This is a genomic window from Methanobrevibacter millerae, assembly GCF_900103415.1.
Classification (GTDB): domain Archaea; phylum Methanobacteriota; class Methanobacteria; order Methanobacteriales; family Methanobacteriaceae; genus Methanocatella; species Methanocatella millerae.
Genome location: NZ_FMXB01000007.1, coordinates 83,493 through 104,598, shown reverse-complemented (window position 1 = coordinate 104,598; position 21,106 = coordinate 83,493). Strand labels below are relative to the sequence as shown.

At 36.8% G+C, this 21,106-nt stretch carries 18 protein-coding genes; 7 read left to right on the top strand and 11 right to left on the bottom strand.

Annotated features, from left to right (window positions below; all coding sequences use genetic code 11):
- Positions 1 to 151: 151 nt before the first annotated feature.
- Entirely contained in the window at positions 152 to 1,030 is an 879-nt protein-coding gene (locus F3G70_RS05475; RefSeq protein ID WP_149731700.1) for an alpha/beta hydrolase, read from the bottom strand.
- Between the two features lie 25 nt (positions 1,031 to 1,055).
- A complete protein-coding gene (locus F3G70_RS05470; RefSeq protein WP_149731699.1) occupies positions 1,056 to 2,018 on the bottom strand; it encodes a DUF3089 domain-containing protein in 963 nt (320 codons plus the stop codon).
- Between the two features lie 162 nt (positions 2,019 to 2,180).
- Here F3G70_RS05470 and F3G70_RS05465 point away from each other — a divergent pair, with 162 nt between their 5' ends.
- The 3 genes from F3G70_RS05465 to leuS all read left to right on the top strand — a co-directional run bounded on the left by F3G70_RS05465 (position 2,181) and on the right by leuS (position 6,833).
- The gene (locus F3G70_RS05465; RefSeq protein WP_149731698.1) at positions 2,181 to 3,017 is read left to right on the top strand and encodes an amino acid ABC transporter substrate-binding protein; all 837 of its coding nucleotides are present in this window, start codon (positions 2,181 to 2,183) and stop codon (positions 3,015 to 3,017) included.
- A gap of 175 nt (positions 3,018 to 3,192) precedes the next feature.
- Positions 3,193 to 3,987, top strand: coding sequence for an NAD+ synthase (locus tag F3G70_RS05460; RefSeq protein WP_149731697.1), 795 nt, complete (start codon positions 3,193 to 3,195; stop codon positions 3,985 to 3,987).
- On the top strand, positions 3,987 to 6,833 hold the full coding sequence (gene leuS, locus F3G70_RS05455) for a leucine--tRNA ligase (protein ID WP_149731696.1): 2,847 nt from the start codon (positions 3,987 to 3,989) through the stop codon (positions 6,831 to 6,833). The genes F3G70_RS05460 and leuS overlap by 1 nt, the downstream gene beginning before the upstream one ends.
- Before the next feature lie 79 nt (positions 6,834 to 6,912).
- On the opposite strand, the gene F3G70_RS12035 is transcribed toward leuS, so the two are convergent.
- From F3G70_RS12035 to F3G70_RS05430, 6 genes are all read right to left on the bottom strand, one after another.
- Entirely contained in the window at positions 6,913 to 7,053 is a 141-nt protein-coding gene (locus tag F3G70_RS12035) for a hypothetical protein (RefSeq protein WP_188118092.1), read from the bottom strand.
- Positions 7,050 to 7,298 (bottom strand): hypothetical protein, encoded by a 249-nt coding sequence (locus F3G70_RS05450; protein WP_149731695.1) that lies wholly within the window; start codon positions 7,296 to 7,298, stop codon positions 7,050 to 7,052. Before F3G70_RS05450 ends, F3G70_RS12035 begins: the two co-directional genes overlap by 4 nt.
- Before the next feature lie 182 nt (positions 7,299 to 7,480).
- On the bottom strand, positions 7,481 to 8,407 hold the full coding sequence (locus tag F3G70_RS05445) for a hypothetical protein (RefSeq protein ID WP_188118090.1): 927 nt from the start codon (positions 8,405 to 8,407) through the stop codon (positions 7,481 to 7,483).
- 377 nt (positions 8,408 to 8,784) lie between these two features.
- Positions 8,785 to 9,270 (bottom strand): DUF308 domain-containing protein, encoded by a 486-nt coding sequence (locus F3G70_RS05440; RefSeq protein ID WP_149731693.1) that lies wholly within the window; start codon positions 9,268 to 9,270, stop codon positions 8,785 to 8,787.
- A gap of 219 nt (positions 9,271 to 9,489) precedes the next feature.
- Positions 9,490 to 10,221: a tRNA (adenine-N1)-methyltransferase gene (locus F3G70_RS05435; RefSeq protein WP_149731692.1), complete on the bottom strand. Its 732-nt coding sequence runs from the start codon at positions 10,219 to 10,221 to the stop codon at positions 9,490 to 9,492.
- 13 nt (positions 10,222 to 10,234) lie between these two features.
- Entirely contained in the window at positions 10,235 to 11,191 is a 957-nt protein-coding gene (locus tag F3G70_RS05430) for a zinc metalloprotease HtpX (RefSeq protein ID WP_149731691.1), read from the bottom strand.
- A gap of 196 nt (positions 11,192 to 11,387) precedes the next feature.
- Between F3G70_RS05430 and F3G70_RS05425 the strand changes: the two genes are divergently transcribed.
- The 3 genes from F3G70_RS05425 to F3G70_RS05415 all read left to right on the top strand — a co-directional run bounded on the left by F3G70_RS05425 (position 11,388) and on the right by F3G70_RS05415 (position 15,865).
- Positions 11,388 to 13,220: a hypothetical protein gene (locus tag F3G70_RS05425; RefSeq protein WP_149731690.1), complete on the top strand. Its 1,833-nt coding sequence runs from the start codon at positions 11,388 to 11,390 to the stop codon at positions 13,218 to 13,220.
- Between the two features lie 173 nt (positions 13,221 to 13,393).
- Complete coding sequence (locus F3G70_RS05420) at positions 13,394 to 14,341, top strand: replication factor C small subunit (RefSeq protein ID WP_149731689.1); 948 nt, start codon at positions 13,394 to 13,396, stop codon at positions 14,339 to 14,341.
- A gap of 12 nt (positions 14,342 to 14,353) precedes the next feature.
- Positions 14,354 to 15,865, top strand: a complete 1,512-nt coding sequence (locus F3G70_RS05415) for a replication factor C large subunit (RefSeq protein ID WP_149731688.1) — start codon at positions 14,354 to 14,356, stop codon at positions 15,863 to 15,865.
- Between the two features lie 169 nt (positions 15,866 to 16,034).
- On the opposite strand, the gene F3G70_RS05410 is transcribed toward F3G70_RS05415, so the two are convergent.
- The 3 genes from F3G70_RS05410 to aroE all read right to left on the bottom strand — a co-directional run bounded on the left by F3G70_RS05410 (position 16,035) and on the right by aroE (position 18,361).
- Positions 16,035 to 16,538, bottom strand: coding sequence for an Ig-like domain-containing protein (locus F3G70_RS05410; protein ID WP_149731687.1), 504 nt, complete (start codon positions 16,536 to 16,538; stop codon positions 16,035 to 16,037).
- Positions 16,539 to 16,818: 280 nt separating this feature from the next.
- Entirely contained in the window at positions 16,819 to 17,514 is a 696-nt protein-coding gene (locus F3G70_RS05405) for an ATPase (RefSeq protein WP_149731686.1), read from the bottom strand.
- Positions 17,515 to 17,518: 4 nt separating this feature from the next.
- The gene (aroE, locus tag F3G70_RS05400) at positions 17,519 to 18,361 is read right to left on the bottom strand and encodes a shikimate dehydrogenase (protein ID WP_149731685.1); all 843 of its coding nucleotides are present in this window, start codon (positions 18,359 to 18,361) and stop codon (positions 17,519 to 17,521) included.
- 1,446 nt (positions 18,362 to 19,807) lie between these two features.
- Here aroE and hisS point away from each other — a divergent pair.
- Entirely contained in the window at positions 19,808 to 21,103 is a 1,296-nt protein-coding gene (hisS, locus tag F3G70_RS05395) for a histidine--tRNA ligase (protein WP_188118088.1), read from the top strand.
- Positions 21,104 to 21,106: the final 3 nt, after the last annotated feature.

Below are 21,106 nucleotides of genomic sequence, written 5' to 3'. Positions count from 1 at the left end.
TTTCCAATATCAGATGTGATTTAAAACAAGGATATATATGAACGCTTATCGAAATCCAGTTTTCAAAAGCCATGACCCCAGAATTAATTCAAGAGCATTTTAAAATAAAAAGAAAAAAGGGCGTTAAAGAGTAAACCACTCATTTAAACGCTTAATCAAGAATTACTTCAACGATATGATTGAACGCCTCTTTTGATTCGGGAACCAAAGGATAAATGGCATAGACGTGAGTCATTTCCTCACCGACATTCAGCTCGGCGTCAACACCGTTTTCTATTAACTTATTATAGAACTTTACGACATCAGGATAGAATATTTCATGAGTTCCTACAAAAAGGGTCGTTTTGGCAAGATTTGAAACATCTCCGAACATCGGGCTTACCTTATAGTCTTTTGGGTCAAGATCACCTGCCCAGGTTTCACCCATTTCGCGCAGACCGTCGATTCCAAGCATCGGATCGAATTCAACCTCATCATAATCCCCGGACATTGATACGTCAAGCCATGGAGAAATTGGAATCAGGTTTTGAGGCTGAGGCAAATCATTGGCCGCAAGATATTCACAGAATGCTACGGATAATCCTCCGCCGGCAGAATCTCCCATTATTACGATTGGCTTATCCATCTCAAGCAAATGCCTGTAGAGCTTTTCAACGATTTCATAGGTTTCCTCATAGGTATGGTTCGGAGCTAGAGGATAAACCGGAGCGAATACGCATGCGTTGACCTTTTTTGCAAGCTTATCGCAAAATATGACGTGAGGCTTTCTCATTTCATTTACATATATTCCCCCATGAAGATAAATGACTAGGCGCTCGGCATCTTCAACATCGTTATAGACTATCATCTGACAATCGAACATGTCCCTGCTTTCAACTTTAGTGTGATATGGCATTTTCGGGATCTTATAAACTTCGTCCTCATCCAGAGAACGCTCCTGCATATGTTCGTCGGCTTTATCTGCATCGTCAACGTATTCGCGATGCTTTTTGTCCATTACAGTTTCCACAATCTTTGACATCTTTGACATATTTCACAACTCCACATATTCTCAGTTAATGAATCTCAAACCATGCTTCAGCCCTTGTTTGGGCATTTTCACGGATATTCAAATAAAAGAACGTGTAATCGCATGCATGATAACTAACAGGTCCGAAAACGTGATCCAAGGCTTCAAGGCCAAGAAGCTTAGATACAGCATATTTTTCAAATTCAGGATTCGTCACCATGACCGAACCCCTTTCAAGGTCGATTACGGCATCCGCCTTTATCGGCAGTTCCACCAATACTGATTCTAACGGATTCGGTACGAAAGTTCCAAGATTCATTTCCGCATCGGCAGGAGTTTCATCAACACACCAATTAAGAGGATTTATTGATATAGCTCCTGGAGAAATCACAAGTGAAGGTTTTCCCTTGTTTGCAGGCCCTTCAGTATTCCATGAAACAACGACTCCCAAATCATCGGCTGACTGGGCCGCCTTGACATGAGGGTTTTCCTCAAGATAATGACTTGTTAAAGAGTCCCCGATGCAATAGGCAGCAATCATGTTTTCATAGTATTCCGGATGCTCCTTCATATACTCAGACAAGACAATATAACATAATCTGGACCCCTGAGAATGTCCGGCAAAGAAATAGGGGCGACCGTCATTGAGATTTTCAAAATAATAATCCAAAGCGGCATAAACATCCGTTCTTGGTTCCGCCCATTCCGCATCATTGACTTCCTCAAAGCTCATCATAGGTAGCTTCACTCCATTAACCTGCCTCCAGTACGGGGCAAAAATATTTGCAACTCCATCGAATGCAGTGGCTTCGATGGCAAAATAATTCTTTGCACCTTCCCTCATTGATGCATTGTCGATTTCACATATAATATTCGCTTCGGGATCGTTGCAGCTTGAAGGGTAAAGAAACAGCAAATCAACATCCTTATCCGGTTTTTCGGGAAGCGCAAGCCAGTTTTCACTATCTGAGTAATCCGGCGCTTCTCCAACAAAATCTTTTTCAAACATTTAATTTCCTCCAAATTCATATAAATCCTTCAGTCTGAAACTGAAATCATTAGTTTGATTATTTTAATATGTCATATTTAAGCATATAATATTAATCCATTTTAAATATGATTAAAACTAAAGATATTATTAGCCCATAAAATAGGGAGAGGGATAAATAATATGAATAAAAAAATATTACCAATTTTGGCACTGTTAATAATATTTTTAACAGTCAGTACTGCTCATGCCGGCATTTTTGATTTTCTGGACGGGAATAACTCAAACACCCATTCCAATGTAACGAATGATAACAGCACATTTGTCATAGGAGTTAATTTGGAATTTCCACCATTCGAATATCGAATTAATAATGGAGAGATAGGGGGATTTGATATAGACGTAGCCAAAGAGGTTTGCAGAAGGAATAACTGGACATTTCAAACCGTGCAGATAATTAACTGGGACTCTAAAGAGGTCGAACTCAATTCCGGAGAAATCGACTGTATTTGGAGCGCATTCACCATGAATAATCGTGAAAACGACTATACCTGGAGCGATCCATACTTCAACAACACCCAAGTACTGGTTGTAAAATCAAATTCAAATATTTCATCAATTGATGACCTGAAAGGAAAAACCGTAGAAATCCAAATGGGATCATCAGGAGCAGATGTGCTTAAAGAACAGGACAAATCCATTGTTGACACTTTAAAAATACAGGAAGTGCATGATTTCAACACTGCATTCATGGATTTGAAAAGCGAAGGATGCGATGCGGTGCTTGTGGATGTCGGACTTGCAAACTATAAAATAGCAGAAAATCCAAATGAATTTAAAGTATTGGATAAACCGTTATCAGATGAGCAATACGGCATCGGATTTAAAAAAGGCAATACTGAGCTAAAAGACCAGGTTCAAAAGACTTTAGATGAAATGTTTAAGGACGGAACCATTGACAAAATCGCAGCTAACTACAGCGACTACAAGATAAAGGAATTCTTAATATATCCTAAGTAAAATTAAAACATTTATACCAGATATTATCCATCCACCATTTACTTTTTTAACATCCAATACAAAAGAAATCCAAAACTTCTTTTTGCCTCGTGAAAAAAATCCGAAATTCGACCTATATATTATTATAATAAAAGAACTATATTAATTACTAATGAAAAATTAGATGGTGTTTGATATGAACGAAATTCCAAAAATAGATGTTGAAAAGACGAAAAAAGATATAATCGAATTCGTTCAAAATAAAGTATCCGAAGCAAATGCAGACGGACTTGTAGTAGGACTGAGCGGAGGAATCGACTCCACAGTAGCTGCATTTTTAGCTTGCGAAGCTGTTGGAGCGGAAAACGTGTTCGGAATAGTTATGCCTTCCACAACAACCCCAACGGAAGATAAGCTTCACGGCACTGCAATAGCTCAGCAATTAGGAATAAACTACAAGGAAATGGCTATTGATAGTATTTTAAACGAATTCTTATCAGTTACACAGATTCAAGATGACAAATTGGCTATTGGAAATCTAAAGGCAAGAATAAGGATGTCCATTATATATTTCTATGCCAATTCCAAAAACTACCTCGTTTGCGGAACAGGCAACAAAAGCGAAATCCTGATTGGATATTTCACAAAATACGGAGACGGTGCATGTGATATGGAACCAATCGGCGATTTGTACAAAACCAACGTTTATGAACTGGCCAGATGCCTGGAAGTTCCCGAAGAAATCATAAACAAGCCTCCAAGAGCAGGATTATGGAACAACCAGACGGATGAAGATGAAATTGGAATGACTTATGAACTGCTCGACAAGATTCTATACAGAAGCATTGAAAAGGAAGAATCAGGCGAAACAATAGCCGGAGAACTGGACATTTCAGTTGATGAAGTTAATGATATTATAGCTAGAGTTCAAAGGAACCAGCACAAAAGCCAAGTTCCTGAAAGCCCTAAAAAGACAAGAATGGTGATTTAGTGACAGAAAAGAAATGGCAGAAGAAATGGGAAGAGGAAAAATTATTTGAATCCAACCCAAATGATAAGGAAAAACTGTTTATTACCGTAGCTTTTCCATACCCTAGCGGAGCTATGCACATAGGCCACGGCCGTACATACACAGTGCCTGACGTATATGCAAGATTCAAAAGAATGGAAGGCTATAACGTTTTGTTCCCAATGGCATGGCACGTTACCGGCGCGCCTGTTATTGGAATAGCCGACAGGATTAAAAGAAAAGACCCTTGGACTCTTGACCTGTATGAAAACGTCCACAGAGTCCCTAAGGACGAATTGCCTAAATTGGAAGACCCAGAATACATCGTAAGATACTTCAGCAGCGAATACAATGAAGTGATGCACGAAATGGGTTATTCAATCGACTGGAGGCGCGAATTCAGAACAATAGATCCGACTTACAAGAAATTCATCGAATGGCAGATAACCACGCTTTATGAAAAGGGACTGGTTCAGAAAGGAGAGCATCCAGTAAAATACTGCCCTAACTGTGATAACCCTGTAGGAGACCACGACCTGCTTGAAGGGGAAGGCGTCGGTGTCAACGAGCTTACGCTTCTTAAATTCAAGATTGAAGATAAGGTTCTCGTTACTGCAACATTAAGGCCCGAAACAATCGTCGGAGCTACAAACATCTGGCTCAATCCCGATGTCGAATACGTCTTGGTCAAGGCAAACGATGAAAAATGGGTAATCACCAAAGAGGCCCATTATAACCTTGAACAGCAGATTAAGGGCCTGGACATCATATCAGAAATTAATCCCGATGACCTGATTGGTAAAATGGCAATAAATCCATTTACCGGCGATGAAATCCCGATTTTCCCTGCAAGCTTTGTAAGCGCATCATACGGTAGCGGAGTTGTATTCTCTGAACCTGCCGATGCACCTGCAGACTACATTGCTCTTAAAGACTTAAAGGAAAATGAAGAATTAATCAAGAAATACAATCTGGAAGGAATCGTTGAAAACGTTGTTCCGATCCCTGTGTGCAGCGTTAAAGGATATGGAGAAATTCCTGCAGCAGACATTATCGAAAGGCTTGGAATAACCGACCAGAACGACGAAAAGCTCCATGAAGCCACCAATGAACTGTATAAGATTCAGCACAGTAAAGGTGTCATTATCGAAAGCATTCCTGGCTTCGGAGGAAAAAAGGTCAGGTTCGCTCGTGAAGAATTAAAAGAAGAGCTCATATCCAAAAACATGGCCACAATCATGTACGATTTCGCAGAAAGGCCTGTCGTGTGCAGATGCGGAAACAACTGTGTCGTTAAAATCATGGATGACCAGTGGTTCATGAAATATTCAAATCCTGAATGGAAGGAAAAGACCCATGAAGTCTTAAACAGAGAAACCATCATTCCTCCTGAAGTCAAAAACAATTTCAACTATTACATTGACTGGCTGGACGACTGGGCATGTTCAAGAAAAGTCGGACTCGGAACAAGACTCCCCTGGGACAACAAATGGTTAATCGAGCCATTGACCGACTCCACAATTTACATGTCATACTATTCAGTTGCCAGATTCCTTAAAGACATGAATCCTGACGACTTGAACCGTGCATTCTTTGATAAAATTTATTTGGATATTGATTCAGACGACATCAAGGTAGCTCCGGAAATCGTTAAGGAAATCCAGGACGAATTCAACTACTGGTATCCTCTCGACTGGAGACTGTCCGCAAAAGACCTTGTTGGAAATCACTTAAGCTTCCTGATGTTCCACCACAGCGCAATATTTCCTGAAGACAAATGGCCTAAAGGAACAGTAGTCTTTGGAATGGGTCTTCTGGAAGGAAACAAGATGTCCTCATCAAAAGGAAACGTAATTCTTTTAAAAGACGCTATTGAAGACTATACGGCAGACGTCGTAAGGCTGTTCCTGATGGCTTCAGCCGAACCTTGGCAGGACTTCGACTGGAGGGAAAAGGAAGTTTTAGGAACCAAAAGAAGGCTTGAATGGTTTAAGGAATTCGCAGCAAAAGTAGAAGAGATTAAAGGCTCCAAACTGGATTTAACCAACATTGAAAAGGTCGAATTAACAAGAACCATTGATTTATGGATGTTAAGCCAGCTCAACCAGCACATTAAAGCGTCAACAGAAGCTTTAGAAGTTTTCCAGACCAGAAAGGCTTTACAGGAATCACTCTTCCTGCTTAAAAAGGATATTGACCACTATCTCTACAGAGTCAATCACCTCCTTGACAAAAAGGACCCTGCAGTGATTTACGTCTTATCAACGGTTGTAGAATCATGGATAAGGCTTCTTGCGCCGTTCACTCCACACGCATGTGAAGAATTATGGTCCAATTATGGCGGCGAAGGCTTTGTAAGTGCTGCTAAATGGCCTGAAGCTGATGAAAGCCTAATCAGCCTTGAAATTGAAAAGTCAGAAGAATTGGTTCAAAATCTCATAAAGGACATCAACCAGATTAAGAAGATGGTTGGAGAAGACGCCCAAAAGGTACACATTTACCTTGCTTCCGACTGGAAATGGGATCTCTTTGAAATAGCTAATGAGGTTGGAAAGCCTGATATCGGCCAGATTATGGGCAGAGCTGTTAAAGCAGACATTTATGACGACAAAAAGGAAATAGCTGCCGTAGCCAAAAAAATCGGCCGTGAAATGACCAAAACCAAATACGTGGGTAAAATCGATGAAGCGCAAATCATTGATGACGCTCTCGAATACATCTCCAATGAAGTTGGAAGTGAAGTGATTGTGCATACCGACGATTCATACGACCCGCAAAACAAGGCTAAAAACGCAATGCCTTATAAACCGGCTATTCTCATCGAATAGCTGATTATTTTTTCTTTTTTTAATTAATATTAAAATACCCTAACTTTATGGATATTGATTTGTTTAAAATATCAGGTTATTACCATTTCAATCCTTTTGATCCTCTTTTTTTAATTTCAACACTGTTGTACGGCAATTCCGTTTTTACTAATCCGAGGATTTCTTTTTCTGTAACTTTTTTTTCAATATCTTTCTTCTGTGTTTGTTTATGAAATATCATAACTGCAACTTTATTTTATTCCTTGTTTTTTGACTTAATTTAATATCATTATTGTCAACAATTTGTTTTAAAATTTCTACAGCATCATCAGCCCTTTTCTTTTCAGCATCAGCCCTTCGCCTCTCATTAGAAGCAATAAGCTCCGCATCATCAGCCCTCCGCCTCTCATTAAGAGCCGTCTGCTCAGCAACCACAATCCTGCGTTTTAAAGCATTTTCCCTATTTTCAATATAAGATAAAGACATTACAACGAACTCCAAAAATTTTTCTTTAACTCAATCATTCTTTACATAAATCATCTAATAAGACCATACTATCCCGAATCCCAAATAAATGATTATAAATACTTAATAAAACAAAAAATAAAGAAAAAGGAAAACATTATAAATCAACTATCTAACCACATAGTTAATTTATTTTTTCCCTTTTAGAATATCGTAGTAACTGAAGATATTTTTTTCATTGTTTCTTTATTAAATTCAATATCATTATTTTCAACAATTTCTTTTAAAATTTCTTCAGTAGCATCAGCTCTTTTCTTTTCAGCATCAGCCCTCTGCCTCTCATTAGAAGCAGTAAGCTCAGCATCATCCGCCCTCTGCCTCTCATTAGAAGCAGTAAGCTCAGCATCATCCGCCCTCTGCCTCTCATTAAGAGCCGTCTGCTCAGCAACCACAATCCTGCGTTTTAAAGCATTTTCACGGTTTTGAATGAAAGATGAAGTCATATTAATCACCCCTAGCAATTTTTCTTTCAAATAGTCGTCATTCACACATAACTCAATCAAAATCATCTGACAAAAGACTATGGCATCACGGTCTTCTTCAGAAATATTCAATTGAGGAGTTAGATTGCACAATTCTTCCATTAACTTCTCTTCATCATCAAAATCATGATCGGTGATTGGAAGTATGGAAAAAATGAACAGTTCTAACTCGTTGGGCACTTGGTTATTTTTTATTTTATCCTTAATAGTATTTAACACTATTTGCCCATCTAACTCTTCAACATAATCAATTTTTCCTTTATACTCCAAATCTGGCATGATTTGTAGTTTATCAACAGATTTTCTTTCTTTATCTACGACTACAATCCTTTGATCGATTATTTCCCCATAGAAAAAGAAATATTGAACCACATATTCAAAATCTCTGGCAAGGTGATATTTTGCAAGAGGTTGTTTGTGAAATTCAATATTTACAAATCCTTTTTTACCTTTCAACAGTATATCCATGGATTTTACATCGGCTCCGGGTTTGAATATTTCACATGACAATACTTCATAATCATCATCGGGGATATCCGTGATTGGAATTAATGCATTGGTGAAAGCATGAGCCGCTACTTTTAACATTGAATCACAGCTGTTCTTTGTTTTATTATCTATTGGTCTAATTCTAATTTCAATCCCCTCCAAATTATTTTTTAATCAATGAATATATGCTAGCAAATATTTAATTGACAAGATAATATTAGTCATTAATACTATATAAAGCATTTTTTATCGCTGATTATAATTTTACCGTCTTAAATCAATATTCTAAAGAAAAGGTAAAATTTAAGCAATTTATGAAAAATCAAAAAGCGAGTAATCGAGAATATTAATTCCTAATTTTCCTCAAAAAACAACCATATTTTTATACGACAAAATCGTCATTAAAACCCACATAAAATAAAAAAAAAAGCGAAAGCAACAAGGATTAATGAATCCCTGAATGCTTCTTAAAAATTCTAATCATCAATTATAAAGAATCTTATTCCTTCGATAAGCAAACATACTCCAATCAGAATTGCGGCATAAACCGGTTGTGCAGTAGTGCATACAGCAAGGGCAATAGCCATTATACCAATGATTAAAATCAGCAGGGACGACATTTTTGAAAGCTTTGATTCAGAAATAATTCCCAGTATACCGAATACAACCATTATAAATCCGATTATATAGAACTGCAGTCCGAGAAGGAATGACAGTGCGTCAATGAAGAATATGAATAATACCCCGAATATAAGGGATATAACCCCTATTATTATATTGGCGGTCGAAAATATCGGCATTGTGTACTGAGATGAAATCCCGTTAATGATTGAAGCGATACCGAAGAATAACAAGCTCAGTCCGACAATTACTGAAGCCATTTCAGAACTGAACATCGGGCTGATTATGAAAATCAGACCCACTATCACGAACAAAATTCCAATGATTTTTTTGAAATCCAAGTTATCACCTAATAATTACTTTATATTAAAGATTATTTAAAGTTTAATGTAGATAACAGAGATTAGATAAGTCAAAAAATTAGTGATTAATAAATAAATGAAAATATTGATGAAAAATACTTGCACCGATAATGAGAAGCATGAAAATAATGAAAGCATTCTTTAAGATAAAGGCATTGAAAATCCCTGGGGGAAAATGGCATCAATGAAAAAAGAAGGTTATAACTTTCTTGCGAAAAGTATATAACCGCTATGTCCAACCATTCTTGTTTTAGGCCTTGTTCCTTTCTGCTTTACTTCAAGACCTCTTTCCAGGGTTTCAAGAATTTCAATATCATAGAAATTAAGCTTTTTAGCAACCCTGTAGGCGACTTCTGCCTGATAGATGTAGGGCGCATAGACGACCAGCCATCCGCCGAGATTTAATGAGTCCCAAACGTCCTCGAAAATCTCATAAGGCTTTGGAAGGTCCAAAAATACCACGTCAATGTTGTCCTCATCGATTCCTTCCTTGATGTTCTTGTTTTTAACGTCGATGTTTTTAATTCCAAATGCGTCGATGTTTCTTTGGGCGACTTCAGCGAAATCCTCCCGGATTTCATAGGTGTAGACGTGGCCAGTTTCACCGACTACGTTTGCAAAATGAAGGGCAATGGCTCCGGCACCGGTTCCTGCATCGACAACCCTTGAACCTGCACCCAGGCCGGTGTAGGCCAGTACGGTTCCAATGTCCTTTTTGATTAATATGGAGCATCTTCTCTCCATTACATCTATGAAATCATTAACGTTAGGCTTTATAATTTTAAATGTGCGGTCAAGATGGCTTTTTACCTCATCGCCCACTTCAGCATTTGCCAAGACCTCTGCCGAAACAATTCCCAAGTCGCTTTGAAGCTCTTTGCCTTCTTCCACAATACATTTCTTGCCACGTTCATCTAAAATCAATTTCATCTTTTCACCGTTTTTAATTTTCAAGTTCTGATAGTCTTTTGACCCTTTTTAAAGAGTCAGGATGCGTTGATAGTAATTCCATAATTTTGTTTGAAGTGTTTACTTTGACATTTGAGTTGGCTAATCTCCTCAATTCCTCATCACTGATTGATCCGTCGCCGTCAAAGTCAATTTGCCTGAAATCATTGATGTCATTTCTTGCATTGTTGACATCGTTGATAAAAAATGCTCTGTTGGTATTGACTTCATCAATCGTTTCCTTGCTGCATCTGGCTGCGCCATAGGATAATTTGTATAATGCTGATACCAATGCTGCCGGTCTGTTTCCGAATTCAACGGAAGCTTCATCGGCATAGTATTCGCGGGTTCTTGAAATGAACAAGACTAAAAGCTGACCTATCAGATAGAATAGATAGCCTAAAATCCCTATTATGAATCCTCCACCATTTTCGTTTCTGGAAAACATGAAAGACAATGCGATATAATAGCAAATCATAGGTATTACGCTGACTGCAGCAGTAACAATCATGTCGTTGTGCTTGATGTGTCCCATTTCATGACCTAAAACCGCTCTCAGCTCATCGCGATTAAGTAGCCCTAAAATAGGCCTTGTGATTGCGATATGGCCGCTTCTAGATGATCTTCCATATGCAAATGCATTAGGAACATTGATTTCTGAAATACAGACTTCAGGCTTTGGAATACCCGCTTCGTTAGCCAGTTCCTCAACCATCTGGTGGATGTTGGGGGCTTCCGCCTCGCTTAACGGCCTGACATTCATTGAACGTTTGACAAGTGAAGGGCCAAACCAATACTGCAAAAAGACAATGACCAAACTTGCAATCATGAAAAAGTGCCATGAGCTAATTCCGAGATACATTCCAGCGAGCATTACAAGGAAATAAACGATTGTAAACATTATAATCATTGTAAGCCACATTCTTAATTTAAGTTTCCAAGTTCCTCTCATATTAATTACCTCAACTTGATTATGATAGTTATATTTAAATTGTTACTTAAAAAGTTAATGGAAAGTTTTATATACATCTTTGTAAAAAATAATATACATAATGTAAATAATTTTTTGCATTAAAAATATCTCAGACCAAGGAGGGATTAAAATTAAAAAATATGTACTTATATTATCATTATTTCTGGCATTGCTGATGATAGGCTCAGTATCTGCAGCAAATGTCACTAATGACGATTCTCCAATAGCCTATGAAGAATTGCAGCCAGATGATTATGATCCAATATTCATAGCTTATGGTCATGTCAAATACCCTCTTCAGAACTTTGGAGATAATGAAACAATAGCTAAAGAAATATGGACTGTTAGATCAATACAAAACGATGAGAAAGACACAAGAGAAATTCCAGTATTTGATAATGTTATTGTAAATAGAACAGTAGATGGAAATGCAACAATTAAAATTATGGGAAATGAGAATATTACTGGTCAAATATTCCTATCCTTTTTAAAAACACCATTAAACTTAACAAATGGACAGATAGAATACCAGCTTACCGGTCTTGAAAGAGGTCACTACACATTCCAGTATTATTACAGTGGAAATGAAATTTATCAGAACGGTACTGAAAATATTACTTTCACAATCCCATCAACAAGCACGATAATTGAAAACATAGACGACTTTACAATGTATTATAAGGACGAAAGCGAAATTAAAGCTACTTTAAAAGATCAGTGGGGAACACTATTAACAGATAAAGATGTGATTTTTATAATCAATGGTGTTGAATACAATAGAATTACAGATAAAAATGGTAGTTCATCAGTAAAATTAAATTTAGAACCTGGAACATATGATATTATTACACATTACCCGGGAACTCTAACAACAACAGGGAACATGACACATACAAAGGTTACAATCTTGCCGACGATTACCGGACAAGACATTAAAAAGCTCTACAAAAACGGCACACAATATTATGTAAAAGTAACCGACAACAATGGAACGGCATTAGTTAACCAGACAGTGCAGTTCAACATAAACGGTGTTTTCTACAATCGTACAACTAACAAAGAAGGTTTTGCAAAGTTAAACATTAATCTGAATGACGGAACATACATCATTACGGCTGAAAACCTTTACGACAACTGCAAAATAAGCAATACTATCACAGTGTTGCCGACAATCGTTTCAGAGGATTTGATAAAAATCTATAAAAACGCTTCGCAATTCAATGTTAAATTATTAAAAACCGATGGCAGTCCATTGGCAAATTCATATGCAATATTTAACATTAACGGCGTTTTCTACAACCGTACAACAGACAATGAAGGGAATGTGAAGTTAAATATTAATTTGTTTCCTGGCGAATACATAATTACAACTGAAAATCCTTATGACAACAGTAAAAAGAGCAATACAATAGTTGTGACACCATATTTATTTACAGATGACTTAACCAAGTATTATAAAGGTGATTCAAGATTTAATGCCAAATTAGTGGATTCAAACTACAATCCGCAAGCAAACAAAGAAATTACCTTCATGATTAATGGTGTTGAATATACCAGAAACACTAATGAAAATGGTGAAGCGAGCTTGGCCATTAATTTACAGCCGGATGAATATGATATAATCACAAAAAATAGTGAATATGAAGTGAAAAATACGATAACTGTTTTACCAACATTAATTGATTTACATGGTGAAAAAGTTACTGTTGATCTTGATGAAAATGAAAAATATGAGGTATATGTATTGGATAACGATGGAAATCCATATGCTAACCAAACTGTGACATTCAAATACTATAATATGGTTGAAAAAGTCAAAACAGATGAAAACGGAATAGCAAGCTTTAACTCAACACGTATTAATCAGTATAACCCAATAGAAATCGAATATAATGGCTATACAATAATAAATAATAAGGTTCAATTCAGAATGTACCCATATATAGTTGGAAAAATAGACGGAATTTTCATTATTATAGATCATCCATACTTAACCAAATACTTTTAACCCCATCTACACCTTTGTCTAAAAGTCAATTAAAAGATTTTTAGGCAAAGAACTTAATTTTTTAACATGAAACCCTATTTTTTTACAAGTAAAATATTACTTCTCAGACACTACCACAAACTAATTATTAACTAAATTACAAATACTTTAACATTACAAATTATGGTGATTTAATGAGTGGACCTTGGGTAGAAAAATATAGACCACAAAGCCTAGATGACATTGTAGGCCAAGAACATATTATAAACAGACTTAAAAAGTATGTCGGCGAAGAAAGCATGCCGAATTTAATGTTTACAGGACCTGCAGGTGTTGGAAAAACCACAACCGCACTTGCGCTGGTCAAATCAATTCTCGGAGAATACTGGAGGCAGAACTTCCTGGAACTTAACGCTTCAGACGCAAGGGGAATTGACACGGTAAGAAACGATATCAAGAATTTCTGCAGACTGAAACCTGTAGGCGCCCCATTCAGAATAATATTCCTGGATGAAGTGGACAACATGACAAAAGACGCCCAACATGCTTTAAGACGTGAAATGGAAATGTATACGAAAACCGCTTCATTCATCCTGTCCTGTAATTATTCATCAAAAATCATCGACCCTATCCAGTCCAGATGCGCAATATTCAGATTCGCTCCAATAAAGGGAGAAGAGATTGTAAACAGATTAAAATACATCTGCACAGAAGAGAACTTTGACTATGATGAAAAGGGAATAGAAACCATCGTCTATTATGCCGAAGGGGACATGCGTAAGGCAGTCAATATCCTGCAGGCAACGGCCTCCGAAGGAGAGCATATTTCAGAAGAAAGCGTATACGACGTTGTTTCCAAATCAAAGCCTCAGGACATTACTGACATGATTACAAAGGCGTTGACCGGAGACTTCATGGGCGCAAGAAAGCTCATGCACGAAACCATGGTACTGCAGGGAACAAGCGGAGAGGACATGGTATCACAGATATATCAGGAAGTATCCAGAAGAGTAATTGACGGAAAGATGGATCCCGAGTTTTACATTGACATCATCGAAGCCATAGCAAACTGTGACTTCAGGATAAGGGAAGGATCAAACCCAAGAATACAGCTGGAAGCTCTTTTAACTAAATTCTTATAGTAAGGCATTCAAATGTTATGGACAGACAAATACCGACCAAAAAGCCTAGATGAGATATTAGGTAACAACAAGGAAAAAAAGATTATTCAATCATGGGTGGATAACTGGAAAGCGGGCAATCCCCAGCAGCCGCTGCTTTTAGTGGGACCTCCGGGAATCGGAAAGACAACGTTCGCCCAGGCAATAGCCAACGAATTTTCCGAATACATTGAATTGAATGCAAGTGACAAGCGTTCACAGGACGTCATCAAAAGCACGATCGGCGAATCCTCATCTACAAGATCATTGTTCGGAGACGAATACAAACTGATTATAATGGACGAGGTTGACGGTATTCACGGAACAAACGACCGTGGGGGAGTCAAGGCCATCGGAGAGATTATCAAAACCTCCAAGCATCCATTAATCTTAATAGCCAACGATTTCTATTCAAAAAGGCTTCAATCCATCAAACCCAAATGCCAGGTCATCAAGATGGCCAAGATTAGAGGCCCTACCATTAATAAGATGCTTAAAAACATTGCAAAAGAGGAAGGCATCGAATACGATAAAGAGGCATTAAAGCTATTGTCCAAAAAGGCAAACGGAGATATCCGTTCAGCCATTAACAGTTTTCAGGCGATTGCAGACACCTCCCATGAGTTAAGCATGGAGGACGTTGAAAACATCACCACCAAAGACGACAGGTCAACCATAATCGACGGGGTGATGGCTACACTGAAAAGCAAGAATCCAAAGCACGTAAAGGACGCTTTAAGGGTTGATGAAGAGCCGACGCTCGTAATGGAGTACATTGCCGAAAACGTGCCCAGAGAATACACCAATAAAAATGAACTTAAAAAGGCATATGAAAACCTATCCAAGGCAGATTTATACTTTGGAAGGGCTCAAAGAACTAGAAACTATGGTTACTGGAAGTATGCAACTGATTTCATGGGAATCGGCGTAAGCTCAGCCAAAAGGGAAACCTACAAGAAATTCACCCCAATCAAAAGCCCTACAGTATTTACATTAATGGGACGCAACCGTGGAAAAAGAAATCAGCGCGACGCCATTGCAGAGAAAATGTCTGAAAAGATGCACATTTCAAATACCGTGGCCATTTCAATGTTTCCTTACCTTGAAATAATGTTTCAAAACGACGAGCTTGCCTGGGAGATTTCAGATTTCCTTGATTTGGACAAGGATGAAATCAAACGCTTCAGAAGCAAAGTCATTCCTAAATCCGTCATAAAAAAGATGGAAAAGCAAAAAGAGGAAATGCGTATTGAAGAGCGTGACAGGCGTGCACAAGAGCTTGAAAGCCAACTATTTGCAGGAATTCCTCAGGAAACTGCCGTTGAAGAAGAGCCTGTAAGGGATGAAATTGAACTGATAGCTGAAGAGCCAAAAAGCGAAGAAGAAACCATAGTTGAAGAAAGCGAAGTCGAAGAAGAGTTAATGGCTGAAGAAATGATTGAAGAAGAAGTCGAAGAAAAGCCTAAAGAGAAGAAAAATACTCAAACATCATTATTTGACTTCTAAATTTTATTTTTTAATTATGAAAATTAGAAAAAAGAAAAAAAGAGATGGTTTATCGAATTACCATCTTCATTGTGTATTGTTATAATTATTTTCTGGATAAGGATTCCGCCATACTTGGCTATCCAGCCATTCAACTCTAAACCTACACCAGAAATAAATTCAGAACAGACTAATTGCCAGAAATTGTATTAAGGCCGCTTCCGCTACTGTTACCCGTGCTGTTACCAGTGTTGTTACCACTAGTTTGATTATTTTGAGTGCTTACAACTGAATTACTGATAGTTCGTGTAGCAGGGTTGTCTGGAGCATCATTTGTAACTTCTATGTTAAATGTAGCAGTACAACCATTAAATTTGTTATTTCCACCATAATTGACTGAAACATTATATTTTCCAACGTCAATACCAGTGATAAACAGATAAGCTTTACCATTATCGTCAGTAGCTACTGAATAATTTTTATCGTTGAAAGTAATGTTTAGAACTTGACCTGCAACAGGATTGCCGTTAGCATCTTTTAGTTCAAATTCCAACTGCTCACCATTTTGTATGGTGTCCTTATTTAAAAGATTAATCTGCGTATCAGCTTTTAAAAATGATTGGCCAAACATAAAGAAGGCACCTGCCGCAATTATAATAATGACCAATATTGCTATAATTATTTTTTTATTCATAATTTTCACCTGTTAATACTTATTATTATAACACTATTTTTCTATCTATTAATTATACTATAAAAAAGTTATCTGAAAAACATGAAATTCATTAAATTATAAAAATAATAGTGTTTTGAATATCTTGTCCAAAAATATTCGAATATAATACTTTATATATTAAATGGAGAGTAAATTAAAATCTTTTTAATGACTAATTTTACATTAGTAATACTTTTCAAAATTCAACACAGAATATCTGCAAAAAACAATCCTTTAAACTAGAGATAAGAAACTTTTACTATTCCAAGTAATTTAAAGGATATAATTTTTCTTCAATATAATCCGCAGCTTTCAGAACGTTTTCTCTGTATTGCGGTGCCACATCTTCCAAAAATTCCATAAATGATGATGCCAGTTCATTACTGTTTTCATTTTCCATTTTCAAGCGGCCATCCATTTCCAGAAAGGAATTAATCCAATCCAGAGGCACGTTAATTAACGGATAGACCTCATTTTCCCTTTTGTTGAATTCAAGCCCTTCACCGGCAAATATCGTGGAAAATATCTGATTGACCTCATAATCCAGAACGAGGGGATTGGCTATCAAATCATATTCGCCGTCAATGACCAGCTTGACCCCATATTTACGCATATATGGCTCCATAATGACATTGACCATGAAATTATCCTCAGGAATCAATATCCTTGAGTTGGGCTTAATGTCGCTTAAGCTTTTGGCGGCTTTTGAACAGATCTTTTGGAAAAGTGAATTTCTTACAACCTCAATATCCGGATATCGCCCGTTAAAAGTTTCCTGGCGTTTTCTTGAAAACTTTGAAAACCTTAAATTGTTAATGTAAATCTTTTGAGGAGTGTATGAAATGAATCTTGAATCGACTCCGATAATTTTGAGATATTTCAATACGTCCTTTTTGGAATCCGTAAATTCCTCTTTATCACTTGCCAAAGCTGAAATATCAAAAATCAAATCCATAAAATCATAACCCTAAAGTTCTTGTGAGCGCATCTTCCATTACGTCAACAGGCGCCTTCTTTCCCGTCCAGATTTCAAAGCTTTCAGCTCCCTGATACAGAAGCATCTTGATTCCGTAAACCGGCTTTGCACCTGCCTTAATGGCTTCTTTCAATAATCCGGTTTCATTGGGATTGTAAACGGCATCAAATACCGTCAAATCCTCATGCATCATTTCAGTTGAAGCTATTGGGGTATCATTGACATTTGGATGCATTCCAACCGGCGTCGTATTGATTAAGATATTTGCATCACTCAAATCCATGTTTTTGATTGAATCTGCTTCAACGCCGTCAATCAATCCAGAATCTGAAACATCACCGGCAAGATTTTGAGCCTTTTCGACGTTTCTGTTCAATATTTTCAGACTGTTAACTCCGTATTTGGCCAGATAGAATGATATTGCCCTTGAAGCCCCTCCGGCACCTGCGATGACGACATTCTTATCTTTAATCCTTGTCACATCGCCAATGGCTTTAATAGCTCCGATTCCATCGGTGTTATATCCTTTAAGGTTTTTAAAATCAACCGTGTTGACGGCACCTATTAATGCGGCTATTTCATCGATTTCATCGAGATATTGCATTACTTCAATTTTATGGGGTATCGTAACATTGAATCCCTTTATATTTAAAGCGTCGGCTCCCTTAATCGCATTTCCCAAATCATTTGGATTGACATCAAATGCCGTGTAGACATAATCCATTTTCAAAGCCTCAAAAGCGGCATTATGCATCGGCGGCGAAAAGCTGTGTTCCACAGGATGCCCGATTAAAGCCACTACATTTGTACTTCCTTTTATTTCCATATATTTAAGTTAGATAATCATAGTTAAATTATTTTACTAAAAAATTAAACTTACACTGAAATGAGCAACCCATATATAAAGAGCATTACACTGCAATGTATAACCATTCATAAATAAGTCTGCATTCTAATGTAATTTGATTGTCTATCCAAAAAGTAGGATCCTATATATAAATATCCAAATAATTTGACACAAAATTACTGATAATTTGCTTGGCATTAGTTAAAGTATCATCATCAATTGATAAGAAAATATCAATCCTATTCTTTGATTAAAATATCTATTAAATTAAGATTATCTAAAGGTTAATTAATGAAATTGAGATTAAAAATTAACCCAAAACTCAAGAAGAGTACTTTTCTTAAATTTTTAATGAAAATACATAAGAATTAAATAATATCAAATTCAAATATTCATGCTGAGTGGATATTGATTTGCTCAAACTTAGTTGATTAAAAAGGATTAATGTCTTGGGTTATTATGGGATTATTCTCATAATGACATTAATTCCCACGTTAAAAACTTTTTTTAGGACATGATTAATATCATCAATCAAAACAATAATTATAAAATTAACACTAAGAAATAATTTCTTTTTTTTACAGTAAATTACCGCAAACTTTATATAAGATGTTTTAATAAGGACAATTCTACTCTATGACTTCAACAAGCTTTAAATAGTATTTTAACAATATTCTTCTACTAAAGACCTCACTTCAAATCAGAAAGGGGGAGATAAATATGAAATTATTCTTTTTAAGTAGTGTTTATCCATTAATCAGTTCAGTTTTTTCCGTATGCTGCATTGGTGTCCTTTCCATGTTTTCCTTGGGAGGTGAGAATATTTTGGGGTTAATTATCGCCACAATTGTAACATATTGGTTTAATATTGTACCAATTATTAAATCATTAATGATTATAATAAAATGTAGGGGGACAATAGCCCAAATTTCACCTCCATCGGGTAATTAAATATCAACAAGTCAATGAAGGGCTTTGAAAACTAAGTTTTCATGAGGTCTTTTCCCTAAGATGGAAACTGTTTAATTGCCCATCTTTAAAATAATAGTTAATTTTATATAATATTTAACTAATAAGATTAAACAGAGACTTACTTTTAAGTAAACCTCTAAAGGAAACATGATTTGAATTAATTATTAATGTCTAATACGGAATTGTGGAGATTTCATCTCTGCAATAGACATTAATTTGACTTTTTTTAAATGATAATATTGTATTATACATACTATTTGTCTATTTTTTAAATCAATAAACCCCCAATTAACATTACCTTTGCTTACACCTGTTAATCAACAATCCAAACATAATATAACCCATTTTTACCAATATCCCCCTCAGAAGTACTATTTAAAAAATTGACAATTCAAATAATTATTTAAACATTGATTTCCAAAAATTAATATACTATAAAACAGGAGAAATAATATGGAATTTACAAGACCGAGAGGTACTAGAGATTTTTTATTTGAAGAGATGGAAGATAGAAAAAAAGCTGAAAGTACCTTAAGATACATTTTTGAAAATTATGGTTACAGGGAGATTAAAACCCCTTTATTTGAAGAATTAAAGCTTTTTACAACCAAATCCGGAGAGGAAATTGTCGACCAGCTGTACAATTTCAAGGACAAATCCGACCGCGAATTAACATTAAGGCCTGAAATTACCGCACCGGTTGCCAGACTATACTTGAATGAGCTTGAAAAAACTGCAACAAAGCCTATCAAGCTTTATTATTACGGCAGCTGTTTCAGGTACGAAAGGCCTCAAAAGGGAAGGTTCAGACAGTTCTGGCAATTCGGATGCGAACTGATCGGTGCAAAATCCCCCCAGGGAGAGGCCGAAGTTATCGCAATGTGCAGCGATTCCATTGAAGCTTTAGGAATTACTGGCGCCGACGTTAACATCAACCATCTGGGCATCATCAGAGGATTGTTCAGGCACTTTGAAATCGATGCAAAAACCCAAAGGGAACTGATGGTTGTCATCGACAAGGGAGACAAGGACTTATTGAAAGAATCCCTAAGCGGAGAAAATCCAATCATCTCCAATGACGAATTAAACCAGATTTTGCTTAAATTAATCGATATGGTCGGGGACAAAAGCATCCTCGCTGACGTTGAGGAATTGATTAAAGATTATGAAGAGCCTCAGCAGGCATTTGACGAACTTAAGGAATTGGTTGAGCTCCTAGACTGCTTTAACATGACAAACTACACATTAAACCTTGGAGTTGCAAGGGGACTTGACTATTACACAGGAATCGTCTTTGAAATCTATGTCGAAGGCCTTGGAGCACAGAAACAGGTCTGCGGAGGAGGAACCTACAGTTTAATCAAAGTATTCGGCGGCCAGGAAGTTGAATCAACCGGCTTTGCCCTAGGATTCGACAGGCTGATGAATGCAATTGAAGAGCTCACCGAAAAGGAAGATGCCAAATCCCATTTAGATGCTTATATCGCACCGATTTCAGAAGACGTCCGCTTTAAGGCCTATGAAATTACCCAGGCTTTAAGAAGGTCAGGCATCAGGTGCGACGTTGACCTGAACAACAAGAAATTCAAGAAACTGATGAATTATGCCGATAAAATCAGGGTTCCTAAAATGATTATCATAGGTAAAAACGATCTTGATGAAGGCAAGGTAACCGTAAAGGACATGCAGAGCGGTTCACAGGACTTGGTTGAAGTTGAAAATATCGTAAGTTACTTTAAAGGAGAATAAACC

What these genes read in the sequence shown, in the direction of transcription:
- F3G70_RS05405 (WP_149731686.1), bottom strand. Translation starts at nt 17,514, where the DNA reads ATGGATTTGATTTTTGATATTTCAGCTTTGGCAAGTGATAAAGAGGAA.
- F3G70_RS05475 (WP_149731700.1), bottom strand. Translation starts at nt 1,030, where the DNA reads ATGTCAAAGATGTCAAAGATTGTGGAAACTGTAATGGACAAAAAGCAT.
- F3G70_RS05415 (WP_149731688.1), top strand. Translation starts at nt 14,354, where the DNA reads ATGTTATGGACAGACAAATACCGACCAAAAAGCCTAGATGAGATATTA.
- F3G70_RS05430 (WP_149731691.1), bottom strand. Translation starts at nt 11,191, where the DNA reads ATGAGAGGAACTTGGAAACTTAAATTAAGAATGTGGCTTACAATGATT.
- F3G70_RS05445 (WP_188118090.1), bottom strand. Translation starts at nt 8,407, where the DNA reads ATGTTAAAAGTAGCGGCTCATGCTTTCACCAATGCATTAATTCCAATC.
- F3G70_RS05435 (WP_149731692.1), bottom strand. Translation starts at nt 10,221, where the DNA reads ATGAAATTGATTTTAGATGAACGTGGCAAGAAATGTATTGTGGAAGAA.
- F3G70_RS05450 (WP_149731695.1), bottom strand. Translation starts at nt 7,298, where the DNA reads ATGTCTTTATCTTATATTGAAAATAGGGAAAATGCTTTAAAACGCAGG.
- F3G70_RS05470 (WP_149731699.1), bottom strand. Translation starts at nt 2,018, where the DNA reads ATGTTTGAAAAAGATTTTGTTGGAGAAGCGCCGGATTACTCAGATAGT.
- F3G70_RS05410 (WP_149731687.1), bottom strand. Translation starts at nt 16,538, where the DNA reads ATGAATAAAAAAATAATTATAGCAATATTGGTCATTATTATAATTGCG.
- F3G70_RS05460 (WP_149731697.1), top strand. Translation starts at nt 3,193, where the DNA reads ATGAACGAAATTCCAAAAATAGATGTTGAAAAGACGAAAAAAGATATA.
- F3G70_RS12035 (WP_188118092.1), bottom strand. Translation starts at nt 7,053, where the DNA reads ATGATATTTCATAAACAAACACAGAAGAAAGATATTGAAAAAAAAGTT.
- F3G70_RS05425 (WP_149731690.1), top strand. Translation starts at nt 11,388, where the DNA reads ATGATAGGCTCAGTATCTGCAGCAAATGTCACTAATGACGATTCTCCA.
- F3G70_RS05420 (WP_149731689.1), top strand. Translation starts at nt 13,394, where the DNA reads ATGAGTGGACCTTGGGTAGAAAAATATAGACCACAAAGCCTAGATGAC.
- F3G70_RS05465 (WP_149731698.1), top strand. Translation starts at nt 2,181, where the DNA reads ATGAATAAAAAAATATTACCAATTTTGGCACTGTTAATAATATTTTTA.
- aroE (WP_149731685.1), bottom strand. Translation starts at nt 18,361, where the DNA reads ATGGAAATAAAAGGAAGTACAAATGTAGTGGCTTTAATCGGGCATCCT.
- hisS (WP_188118088.1), top strand. Translation starts at nt 19,808, where the DNA reads ATGGAATTTACAAGACCGAGAGGTACTAGAGATTTTTTATTTGAAGAG.